Annotated in this window: 23 protein-coding genes and 2 tRNA genes; 6 read left to right on the top strand and 19 right to left on the bottom strand. The window is 67.8% G+C overall.

Going from position 1 to position 25,560, the window contains the following annotated elements:
• Positions 1-80 precede the first annotated feature (80 nt).
• From E3O60_RS03310 to E3O60_RS03295, 4 genes are all read left to right on the top strand, one after another.
• Entirely contained in the window at positions 81-1,001 is a 921-nt protein-coding gene (locus tag E3O60_RS03310) for an ACP S-malonyltransferase (protein WP_088456138.1), read from the top strand.
• A 30-nt stretch (positions 1,002-1,031) separates the two neighbouring features.
• A complete protein-coding gene (locus E3O60_RS03305; protein WP_088456137.1) occupies positions 1,032-2,033 on the top strand; it encodes a beta-ketoacyl-ACP synthase III in 1,002 nt (333 codons plus the stop codon).
• Positions 2,034-2,094: 61 nt separating this feature from the next.
• Entirely contained in the window at positions 2,095-2,343 is a 249-nt protein-coding gene (locus tag E3O60_RS03300; protein WP_022883990.1) for an acyl carrier protein, read from the top strand.
• Between the two features lie 126 nt (positions 2,344-2,469).
• Positions 2,470-3,705, top strand: coding sequence for a beta-ketoacyl synthase (locus E3O60_RS03295; protein ID WP_103459755.1), 1,236 nt, complete (start codon positions 2,470-2,472; stop codon positions 3,703-3,705).
• Between the two features lie 33 nt (positions 3,706-3,738).
• Here E3O60_RS03295 and E3O60_RS03290 read toward each other — a convergent pair whose 3' ends face one another.
• Positions 3,739-4,260, bottom strand: a complete 522-nt coding sequence (locus E3O60_RS03290) for a DUF3145 domain-containing protein (protein WP_088456135.1) — start codon at positions 4,258-4,260, stop codon at positions 3,739-3,741.
• A 212-nt stretch (positions 4,261-4,472) separates the two neighbouring features.
• Here E3O60_RS03290 and E3O60_RS03285 point away from each other — a divergent pair, with 212 nt between their 5' ends.
• Positions 4,473-5,060 (top strand): PadR family transcriptional regulator, encoded by a 588-nt coding sequence (locus E3O60_RS03285; RefSeq protein WP_166788912.1) that lies wholly within the window; start codon positions 4,473-4,475, stop codon positions 5,058-5,060.
• A gap of 1 nt (position 5,061) precedes the next feature.
• Here the strand turns inward: E3O60_RS03285 and E3O60_RS03280 are convergent, their stop codons facing one another.
• The 4 genes from E3O60_RS03280 to E3O60_RS03265 all read right to left on the bottom strand — a co-directional run bounded on the left by E3O60_RS03280 (position 5,062) and on the right by E3O60_RS03265 (position 9,301).
• A complete protein-coding gene (locus E3O60_RS03280) occupies positions 5,062-6,810 on the bottom strand; it encodes a bifunctional 3'-5' exonuclease/DNA polymerase (RefSeq protein ID WP_134409395.1) in 1,749 nt (582 codons plus the stop codon).
• 16 nt (positions 6,811-6,826) lie between these two features.
• Positions 6,827-6,900 (bottom strand) — tRNA-Ile (locus E3O60_RS03275).
• Between the two features lie 34 nt (positions 6,901-6,934).
• Complete coding sequence (locus tag E3O60_RS03270; protein ID WP_088456132.1) at positions 6,935-8,185, bottom strand: glycosyltransferase; 1,251 nt, start codon at positions 8,183-8,185, stop codon at positions 6,935-6,937.
• A gap of 201 nt (positions 8,186-8,386) precedes the next feature.
• A complete protein-coding gene (locus E3O60_RS03265; RefSeq protein WP_088456131.1) occupies positions 8,387-9,301 on the bottom strand; it encodes a DMT family transporter in 915 nt (304 codons plus the stop codon).
• Positions 9,302-9,341: 40 nt separating this feature from the next.
• Between E3O60_RS03265 and def the strand changes: the two genes are divergently transcribed.
• Complete coding sequence (gene def / locus E3O60_RS03260) at positions 9,342-9,908, top strand: peptide deformylase (protein WP_103459751.1); 567 nt, start codon at positions 9,342-9,344, stop codon at positions 9,906-9,908.
• Between the two features lie 21 nt (positions 9,909-9,929).
• On the opposite strand, the gene E3O60_RS03255 is transcribed toward def, so the two are convergent.
• From E3O60_RS03255 to recO, 14 genes are all read right to left on the bottom strand, one after another.
• On the bottom strand, positions 9,930-10,805 hold the full coding sequence (locus E3O60_RS03255; protein WP_241980328.1) for a sensor histidine kinase: 876 nt from the start codon (positions 10,803-10,805) through the stop codon (positions 9,930-9,932).
• A gap of 88 nt (positions 10,806-10,893) precedes the next feature.
• Positions 10,894-10,966, bottom strand: a tRNA-Asn gene (locus E3O60_RS03250).
• 85 nt (positions 10,967-11,051) lie between these two features.
• Positions 11,052-12,044, bottom strand: coding sequence for a D-isomer specific 2-hydroxyacid dehydrogenase family protein (locus E3O60_RS03245; RefSeq protein WP_134409397.1), 993 nt, complete (start codon positions 12,042-12,044; stop codon positions 11,052-11,054).
• Positions 12,041-12,970 (bottom strand): ATP-binding cassette domain-containing protein, encoded by a 930-nt coding sequence (locus E3O60_RS03240; RefSeq protein WP_088456127.1) that lies wholly within the window; start codon positions 12,968-12,970, stop codon positions 12,041-12,043. The genes E3O60_RS03245 and E3O60_RS03240 overlap by 4 nt, the downstream gene beginning before the upstream one ends.
• Before the next feature lie 5 nt (positions 12,971-12,975).
• Entirely contained in the window at positions 12,976-14,685 is a 1,710-nt protein-coding gene (locus E3O60_RS03235) for an ABC transporter ATP-binding protein (RefSeq protein ID WP_134497104.1), read from the bottom strand.
• Positions 14,682-15,749, bottom strand: coding sequence for an ABC transporter permease (locus tag E3O60_RS03230; RefSeq protein WP_088456125.1), 1,068 nt, complete (start codon positions 15,747-15,749; stop codon positions 14,682-14,684). Before E3O60_RS03230 ends, E3O60_RS03235 begins: the two co-directional genes overlap by 4 nt.
• 2 nt (positions 15,750-15,751) lie before the next feature.
• Entirely contained in the window at positions 15,752-16,855 is a 1,104-nt protein-coding gene (locus E3O60_RS03225; RefSeq protein WP_088456124.1) for an ABC transporter permease, read from the bottom strand.
• A gap of 91 nt (positions 16,856-16,946) precedes the next feature.
• The gene (locus tag E3O60_RS03220) at positions 16,947-18,575 is read right to left on the bottom strand and encodes an ABC transporter substrate-binding protein (RefSeq protein WP_088456123.1); all 1,629 of its coding nucleotides are present in this window, start codon (positions 18,573-18,575) and stop codon (positions 16,947-16,949) included.
• A 157-nt stretch (positions 18,576-18,732) separates the two neighbouring features.
• A complete protein-coding gene (gene dnaG, locus E3O60_RS03215) occupies positions 18,733-20,592 on the bottom strand; it encodes a DNA primase (protein WP_088456122.1) in 1,860 nt (619 codons plus the stop codon).
• Positions 20,580-21,878, bottom strand: a complete 1,299-nt coding sequence (locus tag E3O60_RS03210) for a deoxyguanosinetriphosphate triphosphohydrolase (protein WP_241980331.1) — start codon at positions 21,876-21,878, stop codon at positions 20,580-20,582. Before E3O60_RS03210 ends, dnaG begins: the two co-directional genes overlap by 13 nt.
• Entirely contained in the window at positions 21,871-23,034 is a 1,164-nt protein-coding gene (gene dusB, locus E3O60_RS18825; protein WP_088456120.1) for a tRNA dihydrouridine synthase DusB, read from the bottom strand. Before dusB ends, E3O60_RS03210 begins: the two co-directional genes overlap by 8 nt.
• A gap of 209 nt (positions 23,035-23,243) precedes the next feature.
• Positions 23,244-23,924: a DsbA family protein gene (locus E3O60_RS03200; protein WP_103459745.1), complete on the bottom strand. Its 681-nt coding sequence runs from the start codon at positions 23,922-23,924 to the stop codon at positions 23,244-23,246.
• 52 nt (positions 23,925-23,976) lie between these two features.
• A complete protein-coding gene (locus E3O60_RS03195; protein WP_134409401.1) occupies positions 23,977-24,804 on the bottom strand; it encodes an isoprenyl transferase in 828 nt (275 codons plus the stop codon).
• Positions 24,801-25,523 carry a DNA repair protein RecO gene (gene recO / locus E3O60_RS03190; RefSeq protein ID WP_088457987.1) on the bottom strand — a complete coding sequence of 241 codons (723 nt, stop codon included), beginning with the start codon at positions 25,521-25,523 and terminating at the stop codon, positions 24,801-24,803. Before recO ends, E3O60_RS03195 begins: the two co-directional genes overlap by 4 nt.
• Positions 25,524-25,560 lie beyond the last annotated feature (37 nt).

Raw genomic sequence — 25,560 nt, 5'->3', positions numbered from 1 at the left:
GCGGTATCTGACAAACGTTCCGCGGATAGTCGGTAGATTGCCCACACCCTCCGTCCGTTTCGAATTGGGAGACTAAGGAAATGATTGTTGTCGTCTGTCCCGGTCAGGGCTCGCAAACGCCCGGATTCCTCGAACCCTGGCTGCAGGATCCGGCCTATGCCGAACAGCTCCGCGCCATGTCGGAGCAGTCCTCGACCGACCTCGTGACGGCGGGAACTGTCGCTGATGCCGACACGATCCGCGACACCGCGATCGCCCAGCCGCTCATCGTGGCCGCCGGGCTCCTCGCCCTCACCGCCCTGTTCGCCGACGGCCGGCGCGACGCCATCGGCGGTATCGCCGGGCACTCCGTCGGGGAGATCACCGCCGCGGCCGGCGCCGGAGTCCTCAGCTCCTCGGACGCTCTCACCTTCGTCGGGGAGCGCGGGCGTGCCATGAAGGCCGCAGCCGCCGTCACGCCCACCGGCATGAGCGCCGTCCTCGGCGGGGACGAGGCCGAACTCCTGGCCCGACTCGCAGACCTCGGCCTGGAACCGGCCAATTTCAACGGCGGCGGCCAGATCGTGGTCGCCGGTGACCTCGACGCCCTCGCCGCCCTCGCCGCTGATCCGCCCGCCAAGAGCCGCGTCATCCCGCTCCAGGTCGCCGGCGCCTTCCACACCCGCCACATGCGTCCCGCCGTCGCGCACCTCGCCGACGTGGCGACAGGCCTGAACCCGCAGACCCCGACCCTGCCGCTGTGGACGAATCATGACGGCAGCACCGTGGCCGACGGGTCGCGTTTCGTCGACCTGCTCGTCGGTCAGGTGTCGTCGCCGGTACGGTGGGACCTGTGTATGCAGTCGTTTGCCGACGCTGGAGTGACCGGAATCATCGAGGTCGCACCGGCCGGCGCACTCGTCGGACTGGCCAAGCGCGCCCTGCGGGGCATCCCGAGCGTGGCCATCAAGACCCCCGACGACCTGCCCGCTGCGTACGACCTGATCGACCGCCAGGCCTGAATCAGCCAGAGTCGCCACCGGAAGAGACGAATGACCCAGCCACAACTCCTGCAGTCGCAGGGCGCCCAGTACACCCGCATCCTCGCCGTCGGCGCCGCCCGCGGCGACCTCATTGTTCCCAACGACGACATCGTCGGCCCGATCGACTCGTCCGACGAGTGGATTCAGCAGCGCACCGGAATCATCACCCGCACCAGGGCCAGCCAGGATGTGCTGGCCGTCGACCTCGCAACGACCGCCGCACTCGAGGCCATCGAACGCTCCGGCATCGCCCCTGAGCTCATCGACGCCATCATCATCGCCACCATCAGCAACGGCCGCCAGACGCCGTCGATGGCCGCCGTCGTCGCCGAGCGTATCGGTGCGGTTCCCGCCGCCGCCTTCGACCTCAACGCCGCCTGCGCCGGCTACGCCTACGGTGTCGCCCAGGCGGATGCCCTCATCCGGTCCGGCGCCGCCCACTATGCCCTGGTCATCGGTGCGGAGAAACTCTCCGACATGGTCGACCCCACCGACCGGAGCATCTCGTTCCTGCTCGGTGACGGTGCAGGCGCCGTTGTCATCGGCCCGAGCGACTACCCCGGCATCTCCGCCTCGGTGTGGGGCTCGGACGGGCGCGCTGACGCCGTGGGGATGAACGGCACCCTGCAGGAATACCGACGGGGCGAGAAGGAATGGCCGACCCTGCGCCAGGAGGGCCAGACCGTCTTCCGCTGGGCCGTCTGGGACATGGCGAAGATCGCCAAGCAGACCCTGGCCGCCGCCGGCATCACCGCCGACCAACTCGCCGCCTTCATCCCGCACCAGGCGAACATGCGCATCGTCGACGAGTTCGCCAAGCAGCTCAAGCTGCCGGAGTCCGTCGTCATCGCCCGCGACATCGCCACGACCGGGAACACCTCGGCCGCGTCGATCCCCCTAGCCACCCACCGCTTGCTCGAGGAACACCCCGAACTCAGCGGAGGTCTTGCCCTCCAGATCGGCTTCGGAGCCGGCCTGGTTTACGGCGCGCAGGTGGTTGTGCTGCCGTAGCTCCCCTCTGTCCAACTAAACTGAATCTCGGTCAAACGAGACACCCCCAAGGAGAAACAACATGGCATTGTCCACCGAAGAAGTTCTTGCCGGCCTGGCCGAGCTCATCAACGACGAGACGGGCATCGCAACCGACACGGTTGAGCTGGACAAGTCGTTCACCGACGACCTGGACATCGATTCCATCTCGATGATGACCATCGTCGTCAACGCTGAAGAAAAGTTCGACGTCAAGATCCCCGACGAAGAGGTCAAGAACCTCAAGACCGTCGGCGACGCCGTCGAGTTCATCGTCAAGGCCCAGGACTAGGTCCACGCCCGAACGGGCCGGTTGGCTCTGCCAGCCGGTCCGTTCTCCAGGGACGCTCCAACCGGGGTTTCCACCTCGTTTCGCACACGTTCTCACTCGAGCACGTTCTGACGGAGAGTCGTTGTTATGACCAAAAAAATCGTTGTCACCGGCCTCGGTGCCACCTCGCCCCTCGGCGGGAACGCCACCGACACCTGGAACGCCCTCCTCGCCGGCGAGTCCGGCGCATCCACTCTGGACTACGAGTGGGTTGAGCGCACCGCGCTCCCCATCACCTTCGCCGCCCAGGCCAGGGTGCGCCCCGTCGACGTTCTGGCCCGTCAGGAAACCAAACGCCTCGACCCGTCCAGCCAGTTCGCCCTGATCGCCGGCCGCGAGGCCTGGGCCGATGCCGGGATGCCTGAGGTCGACCCCGAACGTCTCGCCGTCGACTGGGCCACCGGCATCGGCGGAGTGTGGACCCTGCTCGACGCCTGGGACACCCTGCGCGAGCGTGGACCCCGTCGGGTCCTGCCGATGACCGTGCCCATGCTGATGCCCAACGGTCCCGGAGCAGCGATCGGCATGGACCTGCACGCCCGCGCCGGCATCACGACGGTCGTGTCGGCGTGTGCGTCCAGCACCGAATCTCTCGTCAACGCGTACAACCGTCTGCAGGCCGGACTGGCCGACGTCGTCATCGCCGGTGGCTCGGAGGCGGCCATCCACCCGCTGCCGATCGCATCCTTCGCGGCGATGCAGGCGCTCTCCAAGCGGAACGACTCCCCCGCCACCGCGTCCCGCCCGTATGACGTCAGCCGCGACGGCTTCGTGCTCGGCGAAGGCGCTGCGGCCCTCGTGATCGAAACCGAAGAGCACGCCCTCGCCCGTGGTGCGCACATCTACGCCGAACTGCTCGGCGGCTCCATCACGAGCGACGCCTACCACATCACCGCGCCGGATCCCGAGGGATCGGCCGCCGCGCGGGCCATGATCGCGACGATCCACAACGCCGGGGCCGACCTGTCCGACGTGATGCACATCAATGCCCACGCCACGAGCACCCCGGTGGGCGACATCGCTGAGTACAACGCGCTCCGCCGCGTGTTCGGGGACCTCCTCGACGGAATCCCGGTCTCGGCAACCAAGGCGTCCACCGGGCACCTGCTCGGCGGAGCCGGCGCGATCGAGGCGCTGTTCACGGTGAAGGCCCTGGCCGAACGGATCCTTCCGCCGACCATCAACCTGACCCAGCAGGACCCCGCCATCCCGCTCGACGTGGTCACCTCGCCGCGTGCCCTGGGCACCGGCGATCTCCTGGCCATCAGCAACTCGTTCGGTTTCGGCGGCCACAACGCCGTCGTCGCGTTCCGCTCGGTCTAGCCGTCGCGGGCGGGGCCCCGGCCTCGCCCGCACTCAGCCGACATTGTGCAGCCAGACCACGCTGGAGAAGTCGCTGGCGTGCCGGTACGGCTCCAGTTCGTCATCCCAGGCCTGGCCCAAGGCGCGCCGCAGCTCACGGTGCAGGTGCACGGAGTCGGTACCCGCCGCGTGGATGGCCGCACGCAGACGGTCCTCCGGCAGGACGACGTTCCCGGCCGTGTCGGTCTGGGCGAAGTGGATGCCCAGAGCCGGCGTGTGCAGCCAGCGGCCACCATCGCGGCCGGGCCCCGGGTCCTCGGTCACCTCGAAGCGCAGCTGATCCCAGCCGAGCAGGGCGGACGCTATGGCCGCGCCGCCGCCCGCAGCACCCTCCCAGAAGAACTCCGCACGCTGGGCGCCCGGGAGGGCAGGCTGTTCGCTCCAGTCGAAGCTGACCGCCTCATCTAGCGCGCTGCCGGCGGCCCACTCCACGTGGGGGCACAGGGCGCGCGGCGACGAGTGCACATACAAAACTCCCCGTGCAGCCGGTGACTGACGAGTGCGGGGTGCCGTCATAGTGTTCTCCGTTCCCTGGATGGTGTTCGAGGTGCGTCTTCCCCAACGATCTCAAACGACTTTCAACCAGGACCCGCGGAACACATTTCGGCGGCTAGCTGAATTATGCCCCACCCGGCCGGGAAATCCCAACAGCCGGTCGTTCTCTAATGTATATTCGGTATGGCTTTAGAGGTCGACCGCGACCGTCGCAGCCGCAGGCTGGAGACATCGTGTCGGTACGCAATTCGCTTCTCGCCATCCTCACCATGGGCCCGGCATACGGCTTCCAGCTGCACGGCGAGTTGGCGACCCGCACCGCCGGCCGGCGCACGGTGAACGTCGGACAGATCTACAGCACCCTGGAGCGTCTGGTCCGCCAGGGCTCCGTCGAGGCGGCGGGCAGCACCGAGGATGGTCTTCCGCTGTACAGGCTGACCGGGGGCGGCCACGCCGAGGCTCTGGCCTGGCTGCGGGAGACCGACAGCGACTCCGGAGCCGACTGGACCGACATGCTGGACAGGGTGCTGATCGCCTCGTCCCTGCCGCACGTCGATCTTGCGCCGCTGCTGGCCGGCTACCGATCCGCCTGGCAGCTGAGGCTGAACCGCGGCGGAGACGGGAGCGGGCGTCCCTGGGAGTCCGGTCAGGAACGGTTGGCCACCGAGGCCCAGCTCGTCCAGGCCCGGGCCGCGCTTGCCTGGCTCGATACCGTGGCCGCTGTCGCCGATCGTCCTCCAGCGGAGGAGGAACCTCGACTGCACCGCGAGCTGAGCCTGCAGCGACCCAAACGGGGCCGTCGGCCCGGCACATCGTCGTGACCTATTTTGCCTCCGCGTAACTGTCCACTACAACGCAGGTCAACGGGAAGTCCACCGGGAAATCGCCGAACAGCAGTCGGCCCGCCGTCGAGGCCGCCTCGGTGACGATTCGCGACACCTCGCCGGCCAGTGCCGCAGGGGTGTGCACGATGACCTCATCGTGCAGGAAGAAGACCAGATGAGGGATGTCCGCGAACGGGCTGGGGGGCGTCCGGGCCGGCACCTGACCGCGCGCGAACACGGTGGGCGGCTGTGGCGGGACCGGCAGGGCCCGAAGCCCTTTCCTGATCTCGGCCATCCAGCACAGCGCCCACTCCGCGGCGCTTCCCTGCACGATGAAATTGCGGGTGAACCGGCCCCAGTCCCTGGCCTGGCTCCTGGCCCGGCGTTCGTCGGCCGGTGTCGCCCCGGCCTCTGACCCGCGGGCCTGGTCGTCCTGCCAGCCGCCCCCTGGCCGCGGCGAGGACCGGCCCAGCCGGGTGCTGACCACGTCGCCGCGCTCCCCCGCCCTCGCCGCAGCCTCGGTCAGGGCGATCGCCCGCGGATATGCGCGCGCCAGTCGAGGCAGCAGGCGCCCGCTTTCCCCGGATGTGGCGCCGTACATGGCGCCGAGCATGGCGACCTTGGCGTGAGCGCGGGTGTCCACCACTCCGCTCGCCACGATTCCGGCATAGAGGTCAGTGCCCCGTCCGGCGGCGGCCATGGCGGTGTCGGTGGACAATGCGGCCAGGATGCGAGGCTCCAATTGGGCTGCGTCCGCCACCACGAAGCTCCAGCCGGGGTCGGCCACGACCGCGCCGCGAATCTGCTTGGGCAGCTGCAGGGCACCGCCGCCGCGGGTCGCCCATCGACCGGTCACCACCCCGCCCGGCAGGTACTCAGGGTGGAAGCGGTCGTTGATGATCCAACTCTCCATCCAGAACCATCCGTTGGCGGCGAGCAGCCTGGACAGCTTCTTGTAGCGCAGGAGGGGCTCGATGACGGGGTGTTCGAGCTTCTCCAACTCCCATGCCCGCGTGGTCGCCACGGCCAGCCCAGCCCGGTTGAGCGCCCGGAGCAGGTCTGGCGGGGAATCCGGGTTGACCTCCAGGTCGCCGAGTTCGGTGCGGATACGCCCCGCGAGTTCTTCCAACCGTGCCGGCCGGATGCCCGAGGCTGCCCGCGGGCCCAGTTCTGCGGTGAGCAGGCTGTCATGGATCGCGCTCCGCCACGGCAGTCCGGCGAACTGCATTTCGGCCGCGATGAGGGCGCCAACGGATTCTGCCGCCAGGAGCAGACGCAACCGGCCGGGGTCGGCCGAGGCGTGGACCGCCTGAAGCTGGGCCTGGAACTCCGCCAGGACGTCGTCGTCGGCCGGCTCCGGTCCGGCGTCGTCGGCCAGACCCAGATCCATCTCGAACAGGGTCGTCCCCGGGGATTCGACGGGGACGGTCGCAGCAGGCGCATCCCACCGGCTTGCCGGGGCGTTCGCCAGCGCGCTTCCGCCGGTCAGCGCCGAGTTGCGCAGGATGGCGTGACACAGCCGTAGATCGTGGCAGCGCTGGACAGTGACACTCCCCCGCAGCAGGACGGGATAGCTCCGCGCGGTGTCCTCCCAGACCCAGCGCACCGCGTCTTGATCGCGTTCCCGCACCACCGCACGGAACTCGTCGGTCGTGAGCGTTGTGTCGGCACCCTCGGGAACGCCGGCGGCGTCGAGCTCCCTGACCCGGAGCCGTTCCGAACTCGATCGGGTCACCAGGATGTACACAAACCGTGCTTTCTCGTAGGGTGGACGGGACTTGAACCCGTGACCGTGCGGTTATGAGCCGCGTGCTCTAACCAGCTGAGCTACCACCCCGTGCCTGACCATAGTATCGGCCAGGCGCCGCCCTTCAGTCGCGCCGAGGCGTGACGTCCAGGACCGGAGGGTGGGCCGCGGCCGGATCCGGCTGGACGCTGGAGTTCGTGTCCGCCGTGGATACGCCGCGGTAGAGGCGTTCGAATGTCGTCAGGGTGCGCTTGATGTCGTGTGCCTCGATCAGCTTCAGCGACTCGTTCTTGAGGGCGTCCAGTTCGTCGGGCGACGTCGTGAACACGCGGGTCAGCTTGTCCGCAAGGTCCTGGGCGCTGCCCGGCTCGAACAGGTAGCCGTTTTGCCCGTCGTGGACCAGGTGCGGCAGCGCCATTGCGTTCGCCGCCACGATCGGGAGACCCGACGCCATCGCTTCCATGGTCGCAATGCTCTGCAGTTCCGCAATGGACGGCATCGCGAACACCGTGGCACGCGTGTAGGCCTCGCGCAGCTCCTCGTCGGTGACATAACCCGTGAACGTGAACTGTGCGCTCAGTCCGAGCGATTCCACGAGGTGTTCCAGGTTGCGGCGCTGGTCGCCACCGCCGACGATTTCAACCTGGGCACACAGGTTCGGATCCAACAGGGCGACGGCCTGCACCAGGACGTCGATCTGCTTCTCACCGGTGACCCGGCCGACGAAGAGAATCCGGTTCTCGGTGCGCGGAGCGAAGCTGGGGGAATAGTTGTCGGCGTCGATTCCGCAGGAGATGGCCTGCACCCCCGCGAGCCCCGTGTACTTCTCCAGGAACTCCGCCGCCCGGCGGGTCGGCGTGGTGACGGCCTCTGCACGCTTGAAGGTATGTTCAGCGTCCTTCCAGAGTGCCTTGACGAGCTGGTCCTGGAAACCCTTGGGAACGAGGGAGAACTGCAGCATGTTCTCCGGCATGAAGTGGTTGGTGCCGATGATGCGGATCCCGCGTTTCTGTGCCTCGATCGACACACCGCGACCCACCACGATGTGGGACTGGAAGTGCACGACGTCGGGCTGGAACGAGTCGAGGATGGCACGGCTCTGTTTGCGCACGATCCACGGCAGCGCGAAGCGGAGCCAGTCGTGCGGGCGCCACCGCCAGCTGTGCAGACGGTGCACGGTCATCGATTCGCCCTCGTGTACCTCGGTCCAGGTGCCGTGCTTGCGCGTCGGAGCCGGAGCCATGATCTGCACCACGTGGCCGCGTCCGACCAGGCCGGCGGCGAGCCGTTCCGCGAACCGGGCCGCGCCGTTCACATCGGGCGCGAAGGTGTCTGCGGCGATGAGAACCCGGATGGGTCGGGTGGTGCCCGGCATGGCCGGGTCGGACGAGCTGCCCGGTAAATCAGATGAAGCGCTCAAGTGGGATAGTCCCTACGTAGGTGGGCCGGGGATCAGCGTCCGGCGCGAAGTCTGGGTCTCAACGATTCTCGCCGTCGAGGTGTGTTAGCACCCTATTCTAAACCGCTTGACCCATGGCAGCCCCCCAGACGCGGCGCGTTCACGAAAAAGCACCGGTCAGCTCTGGGTTTGCGGGTGATACTTCGCGAGTCTGAAGACGCCCCACATCGCCACGGCGCCGGCGACCGCGAAAAGAACGGCGGCCCAGGTCGGCGCCTGAGAGGCTTCGCCGAGCACGATGACGCCGATGCCGACGGCGATCATCGGGTCGATCACGGTCAGACCCGCGATGACGAGGTCGGGCGGACCCGACGAGTATGCGTTCTGCACGAAGTAGGCGCCCGACGCAGCAGCGAGGAGCAGGCCGACGACGCAGACGACGGTGAGCCACTCGACGTTGCCGTTCTGGATGCGGTTGATGATCACCTTGGCGAGGGTGGCCACGAATCCGTACAGCACGCCGGCGCCGATGATGTAAAAAATCGCCTTGAACCGGCTGCGCAGCAGCACGAACGCGACGGCGAAGGCGGCCAGGACCACAGCGAGGACCACCAGGATGGTGATCAGGTTCGCATCCGTCACGGGCTTGTCGACCGCCGTGAACGCGGCGACGGTGACGAAGAGTCCGACCCCGCCGACACACATCGCGATCGCGATGACCGAGGCTCGGTTCAGCTTGACGTGGCTGACCCTGGCGTTCAGAATCGCCGTGATCACCAGAGCCACCGCCCCGAGGGGCTGCACGACGATGAGGGGCGCGAAGGCGAGGCTGGTGAGCTGGAAGGCGATGGCCAGACCGAGCATCACGGTGCCGAACACCCAGGAGGGCCGGGAGAGCAAGAGCACCAGCTGCCGGGTATTCAGTCCGCCGGTGATTTCCCTCGTGTGGGCTTCCACCTTGGTCACACCGCGGTGCTGGAATTGTGCGCCAAGGGAGAGGAAGACAGCGCCGATCAACGCGAGCGGGATGCCGATTGCCTGGCGTGGATCAATCGCGATCTCTCCAGCCAGGTCTGTCAGGTCGGGAGTCACTCAACGAGACTATCGAGATCCATGCCGATATCCTTGGTGAATGGCCGTTCGACCGATAGTAATTTCAGGTGACCCCGTCCTGCACTCCCCCGCCGCTCCCGTCGTCGAGTTCGACGACGAGTTGCGCACGCTGGTGCAGGACATGTTCGAGACGATGGATGCCGCTCCCGGTGTCGGTCTCGCCGGACCCCAGGTGGGGGTCGGGCTGCGGCTGTTCACGTTCAGCTACCTCGACGACGACGAGGTCGAGACCAGGGGGGTCGCGATCAATCCGGAGCTCTGGATCACGCCGGTCCCCGCCGGTGAGGCCGATGAGGACGAAGACGTCGAGGGGTGCCTGTCGTTTCCCGGCGAGCGGTTTCCGCTGCAGCGGGCCGGCTCTGCCGTGTTGCGCGCCGTGGACCTTGACCAGAAGCCCTTCGAGATCCGGGCCGACGGCTGGCTGGCACGGATTTTCCAGCACGAGTTCGACCACCTCGACGGCACCCTCTACGTGGACCGGCTCGAACACTTTTACGCCAAGATCGCCGCCAAGGTCAGCCGGAAGCGCGGCTGGGGTGTGCCCGGCGTGACCTGGCTGCCCGGTGTGGACGACCTCGAAAGCTGAGCTGCTGAGACGCCGTGCGGGTCAGCGGGTCAGGTTGACGCCGTGCACACCGTTGTGGAACCGCAGCGACGGGAAGACGGCTGAGACCGAGAAGCCGACCCCCGGCACGGTTCCGGCGTTGAAGATCCCGCCGAAGAGCTGTGCTCGTTCGCGCATCTGGGTGATCCCGGCGCCCGAGACGCTCTCGCTCAGGGCCTTGAGGTCGTCGTCGATCGTGTAGGCGGTCTTGGCGGCGAAATCCGAGGGCGAGGCGCTTTCCCGCTTGGCCGCCGCGCGGATGCCGTCGTCGTCGATGAGGAGCTGCAGGCCGTCCTGGGTCCAGGTGAACGACACTCTGGCCTCGGTGCCGGGCCCGCCGTGCTTGAGCGCGTTCGCGAGGGCGCTCTGCAGGATGCGGTAGATGGCGAGCTCCGCCCCGGGTTTGAGCGGGAACCTGTCACCAGACTCGGTGAAGGCGACGGCCAGGCCGGCGTCGCGCATCACGCCGAAGAGGCTGCGGGCCGATTGCAGGCCCGGTGCGCTGGTCGCGATGGCCTCGCCCTCCCTGGCGATGGTCAGGACCCGGCGCAGGTCGGCGAGAGCGACCCTGCCGTCCTCGACCAGGGCCGTCGCCGCGCGCACGGCCGTGGATGGGTCGCTCTCGGCCGTGTACCGGGCCCCCTCGGCCCGGGTGATGAGGCGTGCGAGAGACAGCACGGCGATGTCCTGCAACTCGCGGATGATCGCGAGACGCCCGTGCTGCTCGGCGAGGGACAGCTCCAGGTCGATGCGCACGCGTTCGGCCGCCGATCTGGCGAAGCGGCTGCGGCGTTGCTGCGCCACGGCAAGCAACCAGAGAATGACCACGGCCACGGTGAGCACGGCCAGTACAGCGCTGAGGGTCTGCCAGGGGAACACAACCGCCACCTTTCGCATCTTTTCGGGATCAGACTAGCGGCACGCACAAAAAAGGCCACCGGGGGTGGAGCCCCTAGTGGCCTTTTCGCTCCCCGACTTGGACTCGAACCAAGAACCTGCGCATTAACAGTGCGCTGCTCTGCCAATTGAGCTATCGAGGAATGCATGCTCAGCGAAAGTTTCCCTCGCTTGAACGGCGTAGTTACTTTACCAAAAGTTCGCCGTGCACCAAATCCGAGTGGACGCTCAGTACCCCGCAGCGGGGTCGACAACCCCGACAAACGGCCCGTTTCCCAGCAAAGCGGCCACATTGAGCCGAATTCTCTCGGCCAGAAGCGGCGCGGTCATCTCGGGCGTGTCGGCCATGTGCGGCGTGATGAGGCACCGGGGCTCACTCCAGAGCGGATGCCCGTCCGGCAGCGGTTCCGGGTCGGTGACGTCGATGGCCGCGCCCGCGAGCGTGCCGGCGGCCAGAGCGGCCACGAGCGCGTCGGTGTCGACCAGGGGGCCTCTGGCGATGTTCACCAGGTGGGCGGTCGACGCCATCAGGGCGAGTTCGGCCCCGCCGAGCAGGTGCCGGGTGTCTCCGGTCAACGCGGCAGCGACCACCACGATGTCGGCCAGGGGCAGCTCTGTGTTCAACTGCCCCACCGGCACGGTGCGGGCGGCTCCCGGCACGGGCTCCGAGCTGCGACGCGCCACCACGATGCGGGTGCCGAACGGTTCGAGCAGCCGGATCAGTTCACGGGCGATGCCGCCGGCCCCGATGATCAGCACCGATCGGCCATAGAGCGATGCTCCGGCGGGCACCGAATTCCAGGACCGCGCCCTGGCTCGCACGGGGAGCACCCTCAGCGACGCCAGGATCAAGGCCAACGCGTGTTCGGCCACCGGTTGGGCGTAGGCGCCCTTGGCGCTGGTCACGAGCAGGTCGTGCCGCTGATGCCGGGAGAGAATGTCGGCGAAAGCGTCGACACCGGCCCAGGGCAGCTGCACCCAGCCGATCTGGGGGTTTTCCGCCAGCACCTCCTCGAGTTCCGCGGCGCGGGCGTATGACAGCCAGATGAGTCCCCGGGTGTCCGGTGACAGCGGGGCGACGACTCCCCCGGCCGACGCGACGGCGCCGGCGAAGAGAGCGTTGTCCTCGGGCAGGATGGCTACCGGACCGGCCGTCGGCCGCCATCCGCCCGGGTCGCGCTCGGGTTCGTCGGAGAGGACCGCGCGGTGCTGCCCGGTCATGCCTCCGGGCTCCGGTCGGTGTCGGCCCCGACATCGTGCGCCGCGGAATCCAGCACGGTGGAATCCGAAGCTGTGGAATCCAGCACGGTGGAATCCAGAGCTGCGCCGTCCAGCGTCAGCGCCGCCGCGAGTTCGACGACGTAGGGATGCCACGGGTTGTCGAAGACCTCGTCGATGGTGCCCAGCCCGACCAGGACGCCCTGGTGCATGACCCCGATCCGGTCGGCGACCCGACGGAGCACGCTCAGGTCGTTGCTGATCAGCACGGCCGAAAAGGCACGTTCTCGTTGCAGCTCGCCGATCAGGTCGATGACATCGTCGCGCACCAGGGCATCCACGCCCGCGGTGGGTTCATCGGCGATGAGCAGCGTCGGCCCGAAGACCAGGGCCTTGGCCAGTGCAACACGCTGGCGTTGGCCGCTGCTGAGCTCATAGGGGTACTTGCCCAGCACCGAGAGCGGCAGGCGCACGGCGTCGATCATCGTCGCGACGAGGGTCTCCAACGCCGCTCTGTCGTAGCGCCGATCGCGTTCGAGGACGGGTTCGGCGACGATGTCCGCCACGGTGAGGCTGGCGGGGAGGGTGCTCGCGGCGTTCTGGGCGAGCATCCCCACGCCGAGGGTGAGCCTGGCGAGTTTGCGTCGGCCGATGCGCCGCAGCGGGTAGCCGAGCACCGTCGCCTGCCCGCCGGTGATCTGCGCGCGCACGTCACCGTGGCCGGTCCCGGAGTCCGCCCCGGAGAGCACCCGGGCGATCGTGCTCTTGCCCGACCCGCTCTCGCCCAGCAGTCCGAGGACTTCCCCCCGGCCGAGGGTCAGGGTCAGTCCGCGCAGCGCCACGAACGCGGGGCTGGCGCCGTGGCCCGGGTATTCGATGGTCAGGTCACTGGCAACGATCGGATACGGATCTGCTTCGACGCGTCTCATGACTTCTATCCTGCCGCACGCAGCCTCCGGAGTTCGTCCCGCCGCTTCGCCTGGGCGGCCGGATCGGGCACCGGCAGCGACGCGAGAAGCCGCTGGGTGTACGGGTCCCGGGGCGATCCGAGCACCTGGGCGCCGGTGCCCTCCTCGACCAGGCGACCGTGGTAGAGCACGGCGATCCGGTCGGCGAGGATGTCCACAACGGCGAGGTCGTGGCTGATGAAAAGGGCCGCGAAGCCGAATTCGCGCTGCAGCTCCGCGAAGAGTTCCAGCACCCTGGCCTGCACAGACACGTCCAGCGCTGAGGTCGGTTCGTCCGCGATCAGCAGGGCAGGTTCGAGCGCCAGGGCCCTGGCCAGGCTGGCCCGCTGGCGCTGACCCCCGCTGAGCTCGTGCGGGAAGCGGTCACCGAAGGCACGCGGCAGCTGGACGGCCTCGAGCAGTTCGTCGACCCGTGCTCGCGCGGCCCGGGGGTTGGCGGCCCTGCCGTGTACCACGAGGGGTTCGGCGACGCAGTCCGCAATGGTGAGCAGCGGGTTGAAGCTGGAGGCCGGGTCCTGGAACACGAAGCCGATATCGCTGCGAAGGTGCTTGAACCGGCGCTCCTTGAATCCGTTCATCTCGTGTCCGAGAACGGTGAGGGACCCGTCGGTGACCCTGGTGAGGCCGGCGATGGCCCGGCCGATGGTGGTCTTACCCGACCCGCTCTCCCCCACCAGGCCGAGCACCTCGCCCGGGCGGATCGAGAAGCTCACTCCGTCCACGGCCACAAAGCCCGGCCGGCCGAGCCTGCCGGGGTATTGGATGCGCAGGTTGTCCGCGACGACGACGGGGGTTTGTGCGGCCCATTCCGGGGAACGGGCCTCGGCCCGCTCCGCCGCCCGCACGACCCCCTGGCCCACATACGGCACCGCTGCGAGGAGCTTCTGCGTGTACGGATCCTGGGGTGAGCTGAAGAGGGTCTGAGCGTCGGCTTCCTCGACGACCTTGCCCTGGTACATCACCGCGACCCTGTCGGCGAGGTCGGCCACGACACCCATGTTGTGGGTGATCAGCACGATCGCGGTCCCGAACTCGTCGCGGCAGCGTCGGAGCAGGTCGAGGATCTCGGCCTGCACGGTCACGTCGAGCGCGGTCGTGGGTTCGTCGGCGACGATCAGGCCCGGTTCGAGGACCAGGGCCATGGCGATCACCACCCGCTGCTTCTGACCGCCGGAGAACTGATGCGGGTAGTAGTTGACCCGCACCTCGGGGTCGGGGATGCCGACCCTGCCGAGGATCTCGATGGCCTTCTTCCTGGCGTCGGCGCGGCTGACGGTGCCGTGCGCCCTGATGCCCTCCATGATCTGCCAGCCGACGGTGTATACCGGGTTCAGCGCCGTGGACGGCTCCTGGAACACCATGGAGACGTCGGTGCCACGCACCTGGCGCAGGCGCTGGCGGCTGAGCGCGATGACGTTGTTCTCACTCGCCCCATCCCTGCTGGTGAGGATCACGGCGCCCTCGGAGACCGCGGTCTCCGGCAGCAGCCCGAGGATGGTCTTGGCGGTGACGGTCTTGCCGCTGCCGCTCTCGCCGACGATGGCGAGGACCTCGCCGCGACGCACGCTGAGGGTGACCCCGTCGACGGCGCGAACGGCACCGGCATCGGTGGAGAAGGACACGCCGAGGTCGGCGATCCTGAGGACGGTCTGCTGGTCGGTGCGGTTATCGCTCATGAGGTGGCCTCGCCGTCGTTGGTGTGGAGGGGGCCGCTTTCGAGCCCGCCGAGCCCGCCGGGGCCGGCGGTCAGGGTGCCGCCGGGGACCACGGAGGTCTCGGCGACCAGGCCGGCGTTGGCGCCGACCGCGCGGCGGCCGCGCAGTCGTGGGTCGGCCAGGTCGTTGAGACTCTCGCCGACCAGGGTGATGCCCATCACCACCAACACGATCGCGAGGCCGGGAAACAACGAGGTCCACCAGATGCCGCTGGACACGTCGGAGATCGCCTTGTTGAGGTCGTAGCCCCATTCGGATGCGGCGGTCGGTTCGATGCCGAAACCGAGGAAGCCGAGTCCGGCGAGGGTGAGGATCGCCTCGGAGGAGTTGAGAGTGAAGATCAGTGGCAGCGTTCGGGTGGCGTTGCGCAACACGTGCCGCACCATGATCCGGATGTTGCCGGAGCCCAGCACCCGGGCGGATTCGACGTAGGCCTCGGATTTGATCCTCACTGTCTCGGCCCGGATCACCCTGAAGTACTGCGGGATGAACACCACGGTGATCGAGATGGCTGCCGCCATGACCCCGCCGACGAGGTCGGATTTGCCGCCGGAGATGACGATGGACATCACGATGGCCAGCAGCAGCGATGGGAAGGCGTACACGGCGTCACAGACGACGACGAGCACGCGGTCGAGCCAGCCGCCGAAGTACCCGGACACCAGGCCCAGGAACACGCCGGCGAAGATCGACAGCAGGACGGCGACCACAATCACGAACAGGGCCGTCTGGGCACCCCAGAGCACCCTGGACAACACGTCGTAACCGCCGACGGTGGTGCCGAACAGGTGTGCGCCACCTGGCGGCTGCTGGGCGCCGAAGACCCCGTCCGGACCGCGCAGCTGGCTGTAGCCGTACGGCGCGACGAGTGGCGCCAGGATGGCGGTGAGCACGAACAGTGCCGTGATGACCAGGCCGGCCACGAGCATCCCGCGTTGCAGGCCGACGCTCTGGTGGAGCTGGTGGATGATGGGCAGGCGGGCCAGGCGGCTGGGCCGGCGCGGCGGGGAATCGATCCGGGTCATGATCAGTACCGCACTCTCGGGTCGATCAGCGCGGCGATGATGTCCACGATGAAGTTGGACAGGGCGACGATGACGGCGAGCAGGGCGACGATGCCCTGGACGGCGACGAAGTCTCTGGCCTGGAGGAATTCGGAAAGCATGAAACCCAGCCCCTTCCACTCGAAGGTGGTCTCGGTCAGCACGGCGCCGCCGAGGAGCAGGGCGATCTGGAGGCCGATCACCGTGATGATCGGAATCAGTGCTGGCCGGTACGCGTGCTTCCGCACGAGCCTGAATTCGCTGACCCCGCGGGACCGGGCGGCGTCCACGTAATCGGTGCCCAGGGTGCCGATCACGTTGGTGCGGACCAGGCGCAGGAAGACCCCGGCGGTCAGCAGACCGAGGGCCAGGGCGGGCAGCACCGCGTGGGTCAGGACGTCGACCAGGATCGCCGGGTTGCCGGTCTGGATGGCGTCGATGGTGTACAGACCGGTTTTGCCCGGCAGCAGCTGCATCTGCAGCTCCGAGCTCGTCGAGGCCCGGCCGGCGACAGGCAGGACCTTCAGCCAGACGGCGAAAATGAGCTTGAAGAGCAGGCCGGAGAAGAACACCGGGGTGGCGTAGCAGAGGATTGCGAAGATTCGCAAGGACGCATCCGGCGACTTGTCCCGCCAGTACGCGGCGACCATGCCCAGCGGGATCCCGACGATGAAGGCCACCAGCAGGGCGTAGAACGCCAGCTCGGCTGTGGCGGCGCCGTAGGTGAGGAGCACCTCCGAGACCGGCCGGTTGGTGCTGATCGTGGTGCCGAAGTTGCCCGTGAAAATCTGGCCGAGGTATTCGACGTACTGCACCAGGATGGGCCTGTCGTAGCCGGCCGCGGCGACCCGCTCGGCGAGCTGGTCGGCGCTCAGCCGGCCACCGAGAGCCGCGGTGATCGGGTCACCCGTGGTGCGCATCAGCCAGAACACCATGGACACCAGGATGAAGATGGTCGGGAAGATCAGCAGGAAGCGGATCACGATGTAGCGGATGATTCCGCCGCCGGAACCCTTTTTCTTCGGTGCCGTCGTGGTGGGCTGTCGCCCGGCCGCCGGGGCCGCTGGCGTTGTCGCTACAGTCGTCATTCCTACCTCACTTATGCAAACGAAAGACGGGGGCGTTCGGCGCGTAGTCGCCTGAACGCCCCCGTCGTCTAGCTAGGTGAAACCTGCGAGCCTAGCCCTTGGCCAGGGCTGCGTAACGGAACTTGAACGACGCGTCGAGCGTGTCGCTGGCTCCCGTGACCGTCGTCCCGGTCACGGCGACCTGCGCACCCTGGAGCAGCGGCACCGTCGACAGCTGGGCCGCGACCTTGTCCTGGATCTGTTCGAGGAGCGCGGTGCGCGCGGCGGGGTCGACCGTCACGGCCTGCTGCAAGATCAGGTCGTTGACCTCCTGGTCGACGTAGTGGTTCTTCAGGAAGTTCTCCGTGAGGAAGAACGGCGTCAGGTAGTTGTCAGCGTCGGAGTAGTCCGGGAACCAACCGAGCTGGTACGCGGGGTACACGTCGCTGGAACGGTCCTTGGAGTACTGCACCCACTCGGTGGTCTGCAGGTTCACCGTGAACAGGCCGCTGGACTCCAGCTGGTCCTTGATCAGCGCGTATTCGTCACCGGACGAGGGGCCGTAGTGGTCGTTGCTGTACTGCAGGTTGAGCTCGACGGGCTCGGTGACGCCGGCGGCCGTGAGGGTCGCCTTGGCCTTGTCGGCATCCGGAGCGCCGTTGCCGTCGCCGTAGAGGCCCTTGAGGGACTCGGTCGCACCGGTCAGGCCGGCCGGGACGTAGGAGTACAACGGGGTGTAGGTGCCCTTGTACACCTGGTCGGCGATCTCTTCACGGTCGACGAGGTCGGCAACCGCCTGGCGAACGGCGAGGGACTTGGCCGCGTCGGCGTCGGCTGTGGTGGCGCCGAACGGCTGGGTGTCGAAGTTGAAGGTGATGTAGCGGATCTCGCCGCCGGGTCCGTCGACGACCTCGACGTTGTCGTTGCCGCGAAGGTCTTCGATGTCTGTCGCGGACAGGCTGCGGAACGCCACATCGATGCCGCCCTCCTGGACCTCGAGCTTGAGGTTGGACGAGTCGGCGAAGTACTTGACGTTCACGACGTCGGTCTTCGCCGCACCCAGGAGACCCTCATAGTCGGGGTTGGCCTTGTAGCCGATGAGGTTGTTGAAGTCGTAGCTGGTGATGACGTACTGTCCGGCGAACGCATTGGCCTTGACGATGTCGTCGTCGCTGGTGAGCTCGGTGGCCGAGAATGACTCTTCGTCCACGATCGGGCCGGCCGGGCTGGACAGGATCTGGGGGAAGATCTGGTCGTCGGGGGCGAGCAGGTTGAACACGACGGTGGTGTCGTCCGGGGTGTCGACGCTTTCCAGGTTGTACAGCAGCGAGGAGGGGCCGTTGTCGGCGGCGATCGCCAACTGACGGTCGAAGGTGAACTTGACGTCAGACGAGGTCAGCTTGTTGCCGTTGGCCCAGACCAGGTCGGGCTTGAGGGTGACCGTGTACTGCGTCGGCGCGGTGAACTCGGCGGAGACCGCGATGTCGGGTTCGACGTCGGGGCTGCCGTACGGCGTGTTCATGAGGAACGGGAAGACCTGGTTCTGCACGGCGAACGAGCCGTTGTCGTACGAGCCGGCCGGGTCAAGGGTGGTGACCTTGTCGGTGGTGCCGATGGTCAGCGGAGCGGCGCCCGCCTCCTCGGCGGTGGAGCCTGCACAGCCGGCGAGCACGAGTGCTGCGGCGGCGAGACCGGCGGTGACGCCGACGGCGCGGCCGCGCCTGGTGGGTTCAAAAGCCATAGTCGAATGCCTCTTCCTCAAGGTGTGGGTGTCTTGGTGAAACCGAATATCTGCGCTCAGACGCAGATATGCGTTGCTGTAAACCAAGAATTAGCACACTCTGCGCGTCAGACGGCCATTCTGCAATGCATCTTAATAGACCCGCAATATAAGCCGGCTACTCGACCCGGAGGTTGCGCCGTTCGGCTTCGACCCGCACGAGCTCGCGCTGAATCGCGACGTAGACCTCACGGTTGGTCGCATCGGCCCGTTGCAGGCGGCCGAGCAGTTCGGCCTTCTGCCGCAGCAGGTCCTTCTCGATCAGCACGATGGTGATGTCTCGCACATAGCGGGTGACCTCGCGCTCGGTGCGCTCAGGCAGCGGGGCCATCGCCAGTTCGGTGACCAGGTTCGCCAGCGGAGCCGGGGTCTCTGCGACGACCCGTTCCAGCCAGTCCGGAGCCGCGGCGTGCGGCAGGGCGGCGGCCACGGCGTCCCGGACGACGGCGAGGGTGCTGTTGGTCATGCCGGTCGACACCGCCCGCTGCACGAGGTCGAGCCCGACGAGAGTCGGATGCTGCAGCATCGCCATCAGCGCGTCGCGCTCGATCCGGGTGACCGGGTCCTGGGGCAGGTCGGCGAGGGCGAAGAGGCGCTCGCGCGGGGCCGGTGCCGGTTCTCCCGCCCGGCGAGGTGCCTCGAGGGGCGCGGTGCGGGACCGCGCCTGGGCCGAGCTGACGGCGCGGGACACCTCACCGAGGTCCATTCCCAGCATGCGGGAGAGTTCGTGGGTGTAGCCCGGTCGCAATGACGGGTCCCGGATGTCGCTGACCACCGGGGCGGCCGCGCGCAGGGCGGAGACCCGGCCTTCGACGGTGTCGAGGTTGTACTGGGCCAGAAGCTGGCGGATCATGAACTCGAACATCGGCTTTTTGGAGTCGACCAGTCGACGCACGGCGTCGTCTCCGCGGTGCAGCCGCAGGTCGCACGGGTCGAGCCCTTCCGGGGCGACGGCCACGAAGGTCTGGGCGCTGAACCGTTGCTCCTCGGCGAAGGCCCGCACGGCGGCTTTCTGCCCCGCGGCATCGGGGTCGAAAGTGAAGACGACCTCCCCGACACCGCTGTCGTCGCCGAGTACCCGGCGCAGCACCTTGATGTGGTCCACACCGAACGAGGTTCCGCAGGTGGCCACGGCCGTGGTCACGCCGGCCAGGTGGCAGGCCATGACGTCGGTGTAGCCCTCGACGACCACCACCTGGTGGTTGCGGGAGATGTCACGCTTGGCCAGGTCCAGGCCGTACAGCACCTGGGCCTTGTGGTAAATCGGGGTTTCGGGTGTGTTGAGGTATTTGGGGCCTTTGTCGTCCTCGAGCAGCTTGCGGGCGCCGAAGCCGATGGTCTGCCCGGTGATGTCACGGATCGGCCAGACCAGGCGGCCGCGGAACCTGTCGTAGATCCCCCGGTCCCCGGCTGACACCAGGCCGGAGAGGGTGAGTTCCTCGGTGCTGAAACCACGGCCGCGCAGGTGTTTGGTCAGCTCGTCCCAGCTTTTCGGCGCGAAGCCGACGCCGAACCGTTCGGCGGCCTGAGCATCAAAGCCACGGTCGCCGAGGAAGGTGCGGCCCACCTGGGCCCCCGGGCTGCCGAGCTTGTCGATGAAGAACTCGGCGGCGGCCTGGTTGGCCGCGTACAGCCGCGCCCGGTTGGTGTGGTCAGGGGCCTCGGCGCCGCCACCCTCGTAGTGCAGTTCGATGCCGGCCCGGCCGGCCAACCGTTCCACAGCCTCGCTGAAACTGACATGGTCCATCTTCTGCAGGAAGGAGTAGACGTCGCCGCTCTCTCCACAGCCGAAGCAGTGGTAGAACCCGACCTGCGGACGCACGTGGAAACTGGGGCTGCGCTCGTCGTGGAACGGGCACAGGCCCTTCATCGAACCGACCCCGGCAGATTTGAGGCTGACATAGTCGCTGATGATGTCGGCGATGTTGGTGCGGGACTTGACCTCTTCGACGTCGCCCTGCCGGATCAGTCCTGCCATGCGGCACCGGTCCGAAGCGTGATCCCGGCGGGTTCACGGGTCAGGTGCAACCGGCGCTGCAGGGCGATCGCGCTCTGATCGGTCAGGCTGGCCACCTGGTCGACGATCACGCGTTTGCGGGCCGCGTCGTCCGCGGCAGCTACCCAGTCCTCCCGGAAGCCGGGGTCCAGGTGCTCGTCGCCCGTCGCCAACAGCGTGTCCGCCAGGTAGGTGAGTGTTTCGCGTTGCTCGATGTAGATCGGCTGGCGCACGTGGGTGGACATGACGAACGCGGCGACGATGCCCTTGAGCACGCCGATCTCGGCCTGGACCTCCCGCGGGACCACGACGTGGGCGGCGAACCTGATGAGGTGTCGGTCGGGGTAGGCGGCTCTGGTGGCCGAGACGGCCGCGCCGCTGAACCGGCCGATGAGCTGGCTGGTCAGGTTCTTCAGACGGCCCTGGTCCCGGCGGCCTGCGTTCCAACCGTGCAGCCACACGTCGAGGGCGTCGAGCCTGTCGAAGGCGGCGATGAGTTCGTCGTGGCTGAACTGCCCGCCGGTCCACTCGTACATCGAGGTGACCAGGGCGGCGTGATCGCTGCGGCTGCTGAGCAGTTCCACGTCGAGGTAGCCGCTGACCACGGCGTCCTCGAAGTCGTGCACCGAGTAGGCGATGTCGTCGGAGAGGTCCATCACCTCCGCCTCGACGCAGAGCTGGCGTTCCGGTGCGCCGTCGCGCAGCCATTCGAAGGCCGCGCGGTCGTCCTCGTAGAAACCGAATTTGGCGCGTCCGCTCGGGTCGGCGACCGAGGAGTCGGCTGCCCACGGGTACTTGCAACTGGCGTCGAGGCTGGCGCGGGTGAGGTTGAGTCCGAAGCTCGCGCCGTTGTCTCCGAAAACCTTGGGTTCGAGCCGGCTGAGCAGGCGCAGGGTTTGCGCGTTGCCCTCGAAGCCGCCGATGTCGGCGGCCCAGGTGTTGAGGGCCTTCTCGCCGTTGTGACCGAACGGCGGATGCCCGATGTCGTGCGCCAGGCACGCCGTATCGACGATGTCGGGGTCCAGGGCCAGGCGCAGGGCGAGCTCCCGGCCGATCTGCGCGACCTCGAGCGAGTGGGTGAGGCGGTTGCGGGCGAAGTCCAGACCGGCGGCAGGGCTGAGCACCTGGGTCTTCGCGGCCAGGCGGCGCAGGGCGCTGGAATGCAGCAGCCTGGCCCTGTCGCGGGCGAAGTCGCTGCGGCTGGAATCGTGCTCTTCAGGTCGGAACCTGGCCTCGTCGTGAACGCTGTATCCGGTCTGATTAACCACCGCTGGTGTCCCCCTCGCCCTCCGTGAGATTGCTGCGCTCTGCGCCGACGATGTCGCGAGACTCGAGCCAGCGTTCGGGCAGGGAGGTCTTCTTGGGGCTGCCGGCCCGGCCGCGCTGGCCCTCGGCCCCGATGCCGGGATACGGCTGGTCGGGGTCCATGGTCGCCAGGAGCTCGTCCAGCTGCTCGAGCGACACGACGGAGGCCAGGCTGGCGCGCAGGTCACCGCCGACGGGGTAGCCCTTGAAGTACCAGGCCACGTGCTTGCGCACATCGCGGCAGGCCCGTTCTTCGCTGTCGAAGAACTCGGTGAGCAGTTCGGCGTGCCGGCGGAACGCATCCGCGACCTGGCCGAGGGAGGGTTCGGCCTTGAGCACTTCACCGCGGAAGGCCGCCGCGAGGTCGCCGAACAACCACGGACGTCCCAGGCAGCCACGGCCGACGACGACGCCGTCGCACCCGGTCTCCTCGATCATGCGTAGAGCGTCGGCGGCGGACCAGATGTCACCGTTGCCGAGCACGGGCACGCTGGTGATGGTGTCCTTGAGGGTCTTGATGGCGGCCCAGTCGGCGTGGCCGGAGTAGTAATCCGCGGCGGTGCGGGCGTGCAGCGCGATCGCGGCGACGCCGGCGCCCTCGGCGACGCGACCGGCCTCGAGGTAGGTGAGGTGGTCGGAGTCGATGCCCTTGCGCATTTTCACGGTCAGCGGGATCGTCCCCGCGGCCGTCACGGCGGCCTCGACGATCTCCCGGAACAGGGTGATCTTCCACGGCAGCGCCGCTCCCCCGCCCTTGCGGGTGACCTTGGGCACCGGGCAGCCGAAATTCAGGTCGATGTGGTCGGCGCGGTCCTCGGCGACGAGCATGGTGACGGCCTCCGAGACCGTCTTCGGGTCGACACCGTAGAGCTGGATGGAGCGGGTCTTCTCGCTCTCGTGGTGCGTGATCAGCCGCATGGATTCCGGGGTGCGTTCAACGAGCGCCCGTGAGGTGATCATCTCGCTCACGTAGAGTCCGGCGCCGTATTCGCGGCAGAGCCGGCGGAACGCCGTGTTGGTGATGCCGGCCATGGGTGCCAGCACCACGGGCACATCGAGTTCGATGTCGCCGATTCGTAGCGGGGACACCGGGCTGATCGTGGAAGTGGGAGTGTTCATCTCATCCAATTCTCCCAGACCTGGCCGGGCATGGACGCCACGTTCGTTCGACGGTGGAAAACCGTCGGACGGCCGGGCTGAAACGTCGGACGGCTAAATGCCGCAGGACCCGCCGCCGCAGCATCCGCCGGCGTCGGGCTGGTCGAGCAGCTGGATGATCGGACGCAGCACCGGGGTGGTCGCAGTGTCGGTCGCGGTGGTGGTCTCGCTCATGCGTGGGTCTCCTCGGTTGCGCGGGTGTCGGTGTCGGTCCGCTCGCTGCGGACCTGGCGGAGGGCTTGCGCAAAGGTATCAGGGTCCTGTGCGCCGGAGATGCCGTATTTGCCGTCGATCACGAAGAAGGGCACCCCTTGGATGCCGTACTCGGTGGCCTGGGCGACATCGGCCTTGACCGCGGCCAGGTACTCGTTCTCGGTGAGGGAGCGCACCACGTCGGCGCGGTCCAGGCCGACCGTGGCGGCGAGGTCGGCGAGATCCTCGATGCGGCCGACGTGGCCGCCGTCGACGAAGTACGCCTTGAGCAGGCTCTCCTTCATCTCCAGCTGCAGACCGTGCGCCTTGGCGTAGTGCAGCAGCTCGTGCGCCTTGATGGTGTTGGTCTGGTGCACCGAGTCGTAGTCGTAGTGCAGGCCGACACTCTCGGCGATGCCGGTGACCCGCTCCAGCATCTCGAGCACCTGCGGCACCGGGATGCCCTTGCGCTCGCTGAGGTAATCGATCGGGCTGCCCGCGAAATCGACGGGGGTGTCCGGGGCGAGTTCGAAGGAGTGGTACTCCACCTCGACGTCGTCGCCGAATGCGGCCACGCCGGCCTCGAACTTGCGCTTGCCGATATAGCACCAGGGGCACTGCACGTCGGACCAGATGTCTACTTTGATGGTTTCGCTCACGTGGAGGCTAACTCGAGCAGACCCTCCAGTTATTCCCGCGTACCCGGAACGGTCAGGCGGTGGGCGTGTCCACGGCGCCGCCGTAGCGGCGGTTGCGGGCGGCGTACAGCTCGATGGCGTGCCAGAGGTCGACGCGGGTGAAGTCGGGCCAGAGGGTGTCCAGGAACACCATCTCGGCGTATGCGGTCTGCCAGAGCAGGAAGTTGCTGGTGCGCTGCTCGCCGGAGCTGCGTACGAACAGGTCGACGTCGGGCAGGTCGGCGGTGTACAGGTGCCGCTGGATGGACTTCTCGGTGATGCCGGACGGCTTCAGCCGGCCCGCGGCGACGTCCTCGGCCAGGGCCCGCACGGCATCCGCGATCTCGGTGCGGCCGCCGTAGTTGACGCACATGGTCAGGGTCAGCACGTCGTTGCCGGCGGTGAGCTTCTCGGCGAACTGCAGCTCGTTGATCACCGAGGCCCACAGCTTGGGCTTCCGGCCGGCCCAGCGCACCCGCACGCCCCAGTCGTTGAGCTGGTCGCGACGGCGGTGCAGGACATCCCGGTTGAAGCCCATCAGAAAGCGCACCTCGTCGGGTGAGCGCTTCCAGTTCTCGGTGGAGAACGCGTACACGCTGAGGTGCTTGACGCCGATCTGGATGGCTCCGGCGACCACGTCGAGCAGTGATGCTTCACCGGCCTTGTGGCCCTCGACCCTGGACAGGCCCCTGGCGTTGGCCCAACGGCCGTTGCCGTCCATCACCACGGCCACGTGTTCCGGCACGGCCTTGGCGGGCAGCGCCGGCGGGTAGAGCCCGGTCCAGTCGACGGGCTTGAACGGCACCGCGTCCTTGTGGGTGAAGGGGGTGCTCGAGGAGGAACGGAAGGGATTCGGCGTCATGGGCGCACGTGCTCCAGTGATCGGAGGCCGCGGCCGAGGTGCCACTGCGTGTATGCGGCGACGACCCCGGTGGCCTGGGCGTGGGTGGTGTCAGAGGCATCGGCTGTGAAGGCCCAGTCTCCGGTGAGCAGTGCGCTGAGCAGGGCGATGGTGTCGGGGTCGAGGCGGGGCGAACCCGGGGCGGCGCAGTTGTCGCAGACGATGCCGCCGACCTGCGCCACGAAAGCCGAATGCGGGCCCGGCGCGCCGCAGCGGGCGCAGTCGTGGAAGCTGGGCGCCCAGCCGGCCATGGACAGTGACCGGAGCAGGTAGGAGTTGAGGGTGGCGCCGGAGCCGTGCTCGTGCCTGGACAGAGACCGCAGCGCCCCCACCAGAAGCAGGTATTGCTGCAGCGATCCCTCGGATTCGGTGAGCTTGTCCGCGGTTTCGACCATGGCGCTCGCGGCGGTGTAGCTGCCGTAATCGGCGGTGATGACGGCCCCGTACGAGCCGATCGATTCGGCCTGGTTGACAATGTCGAGGCTGCGACCGATATAGAGCTGCACGTCGACGACCATGAACGGCTCGAGCCTGGCACCGAATTTCGACGCCGTACGGCGCACGCCCTTGGCAACAGCACGCACCTTGCCGTGCTGGCGGGTGAGCAGGGTGATGATGCGGTCGGCTTCGCCCAGCTTGTGGGTACGCAGCACGACGGCTTCATCACGGTAAACGGGCACGGTCAATTCTCCCACTCCGGCGGACGGATGCCGACGC

It is taken from the genome of Cryobacterium sp. TMB1-7, from assembly GCF_004402435.1.
GTDB classification, from domain to species: Bacteria; Actinomycetota; Actinomycetes; order Actinomycetales; family Microbacteriaceae; genus Cryobacterium; species Cryobacterium zongtaii.
This window is presented reverse-complemented; position numbering and strand designations above follow the sequence as displayed.

Bases quoted from the DNA above. Each gene is read 5' to 3' on its own strand.
- E3O60_RS03240 (WP_088456127.1), bottom strand. From the start codon at position 12,970: ATGAGACGCGTCGAAGCAGATCCGTATCCGATCGTTGCCAGTGACCTG.
- E3O60_RS03235 (WP_134497104.1), bottom strand. From the start codon at position 14,685: ATGAGCGATAACCGCACCGACCAGCAGACCGTCCTCAGGATCGCCGAC.
- E3O60_RS03300 (WP_022883990.1), top strand. From the start codon at position 2,095: ATGGCATTGTCCACCGAAGAAGTTCTTGCCGGCCTGGCCGAGCTCATC.
- E3O60_RS03245 (WP_134409397.1), bottom strand. From the start codon at position 12,044: ATGACCGGGCAGCACCGCGCGGTCCTCTCCGACGAACCCGAGCGCGAC.
- dnaG (WP_088456122.1), bottom strand. From the start codon at position 20,592: ATGGCAGGACTGATCCGGCAGGGCGACGTCGAAGAGGTCAAGTCCCGC.
- dusB (WP_088456120.1), bottom strand. From the start codon at position 23,034: ATGAACACTCCCACTTCCACGATCAGCCCGGTGTCCCCGCTACGAATC.
- E3O60_RS03310 (WP_088456138.1), top strand. From the start codon at position 81: ATGATTGTTGTCGTCTGTCCCGGTCAGGGCTCGCAAACGCCCGGATTC.
- E3O60_RS03270 (WP_088456132.1), bottom strand. From the start codon at position 8,185: ATGCCGGGCACCACCCGACCCATCCGGGTTCTCATCGCCGCAGACACC.
- E3O60_RS03225 (WP_088456124.1), bottom strand. From the start codon at position 16,855: ATGACGACTGTAGCGACAACGCCAGCGGCCCCGGCGGCCGGGCGACAG.
- def (WP_103459751.1), top strand. From the start codon at position 9,342: ATGGCCGTTCGACCGATAGTAATTTCAGGTGACCCCGTCCTGCACTCC.
- E3O60_RS03290 (WP_088456135.1), bottom strand. From the start codon at position 4,260: ATGACGGCACCCCGCACTCGTCAGTCACCGGCTGCACGGGGAGTTTTG.
- E3O60_RS03195 (WP_134409401.1), bottom strand. From the start codon at position 24,804: ATGACGCCGAATCCCTTCCGTTCCTCCTCGAGCACCCCCTTCACCCAC.
- E3O60_RS03305 (WP_088456137.1), top strand. From the start codon at position 1,032: ATGACCCAGCCACAACTCCTGCAGTCGCAGGGCGCCCAGTACACCCGC.
- E3O60_RS03295 (WP_103459755.1), top strand. From the start codon at position 2,470: ATGACCAAAAAAATCGTTGTCACCGGCCTCGGTGCCACCTCGCCCCTC.
- E3O60_RS03230 (WP_088456125.1), bottom strand. From the start codon at position 15,749: ATGACCCGGATCGATTCCCCGCCGCGCCGGCCCAGCCGCCTGGCCCGC.
- E3O60_RS03220 (WP_088456123.1), bottom strand. From the start codon at position 18,575: ATGGCTTTTGAACCCACCAGGCGCGGCCGCGCCGTCGGCGTCACCGCC.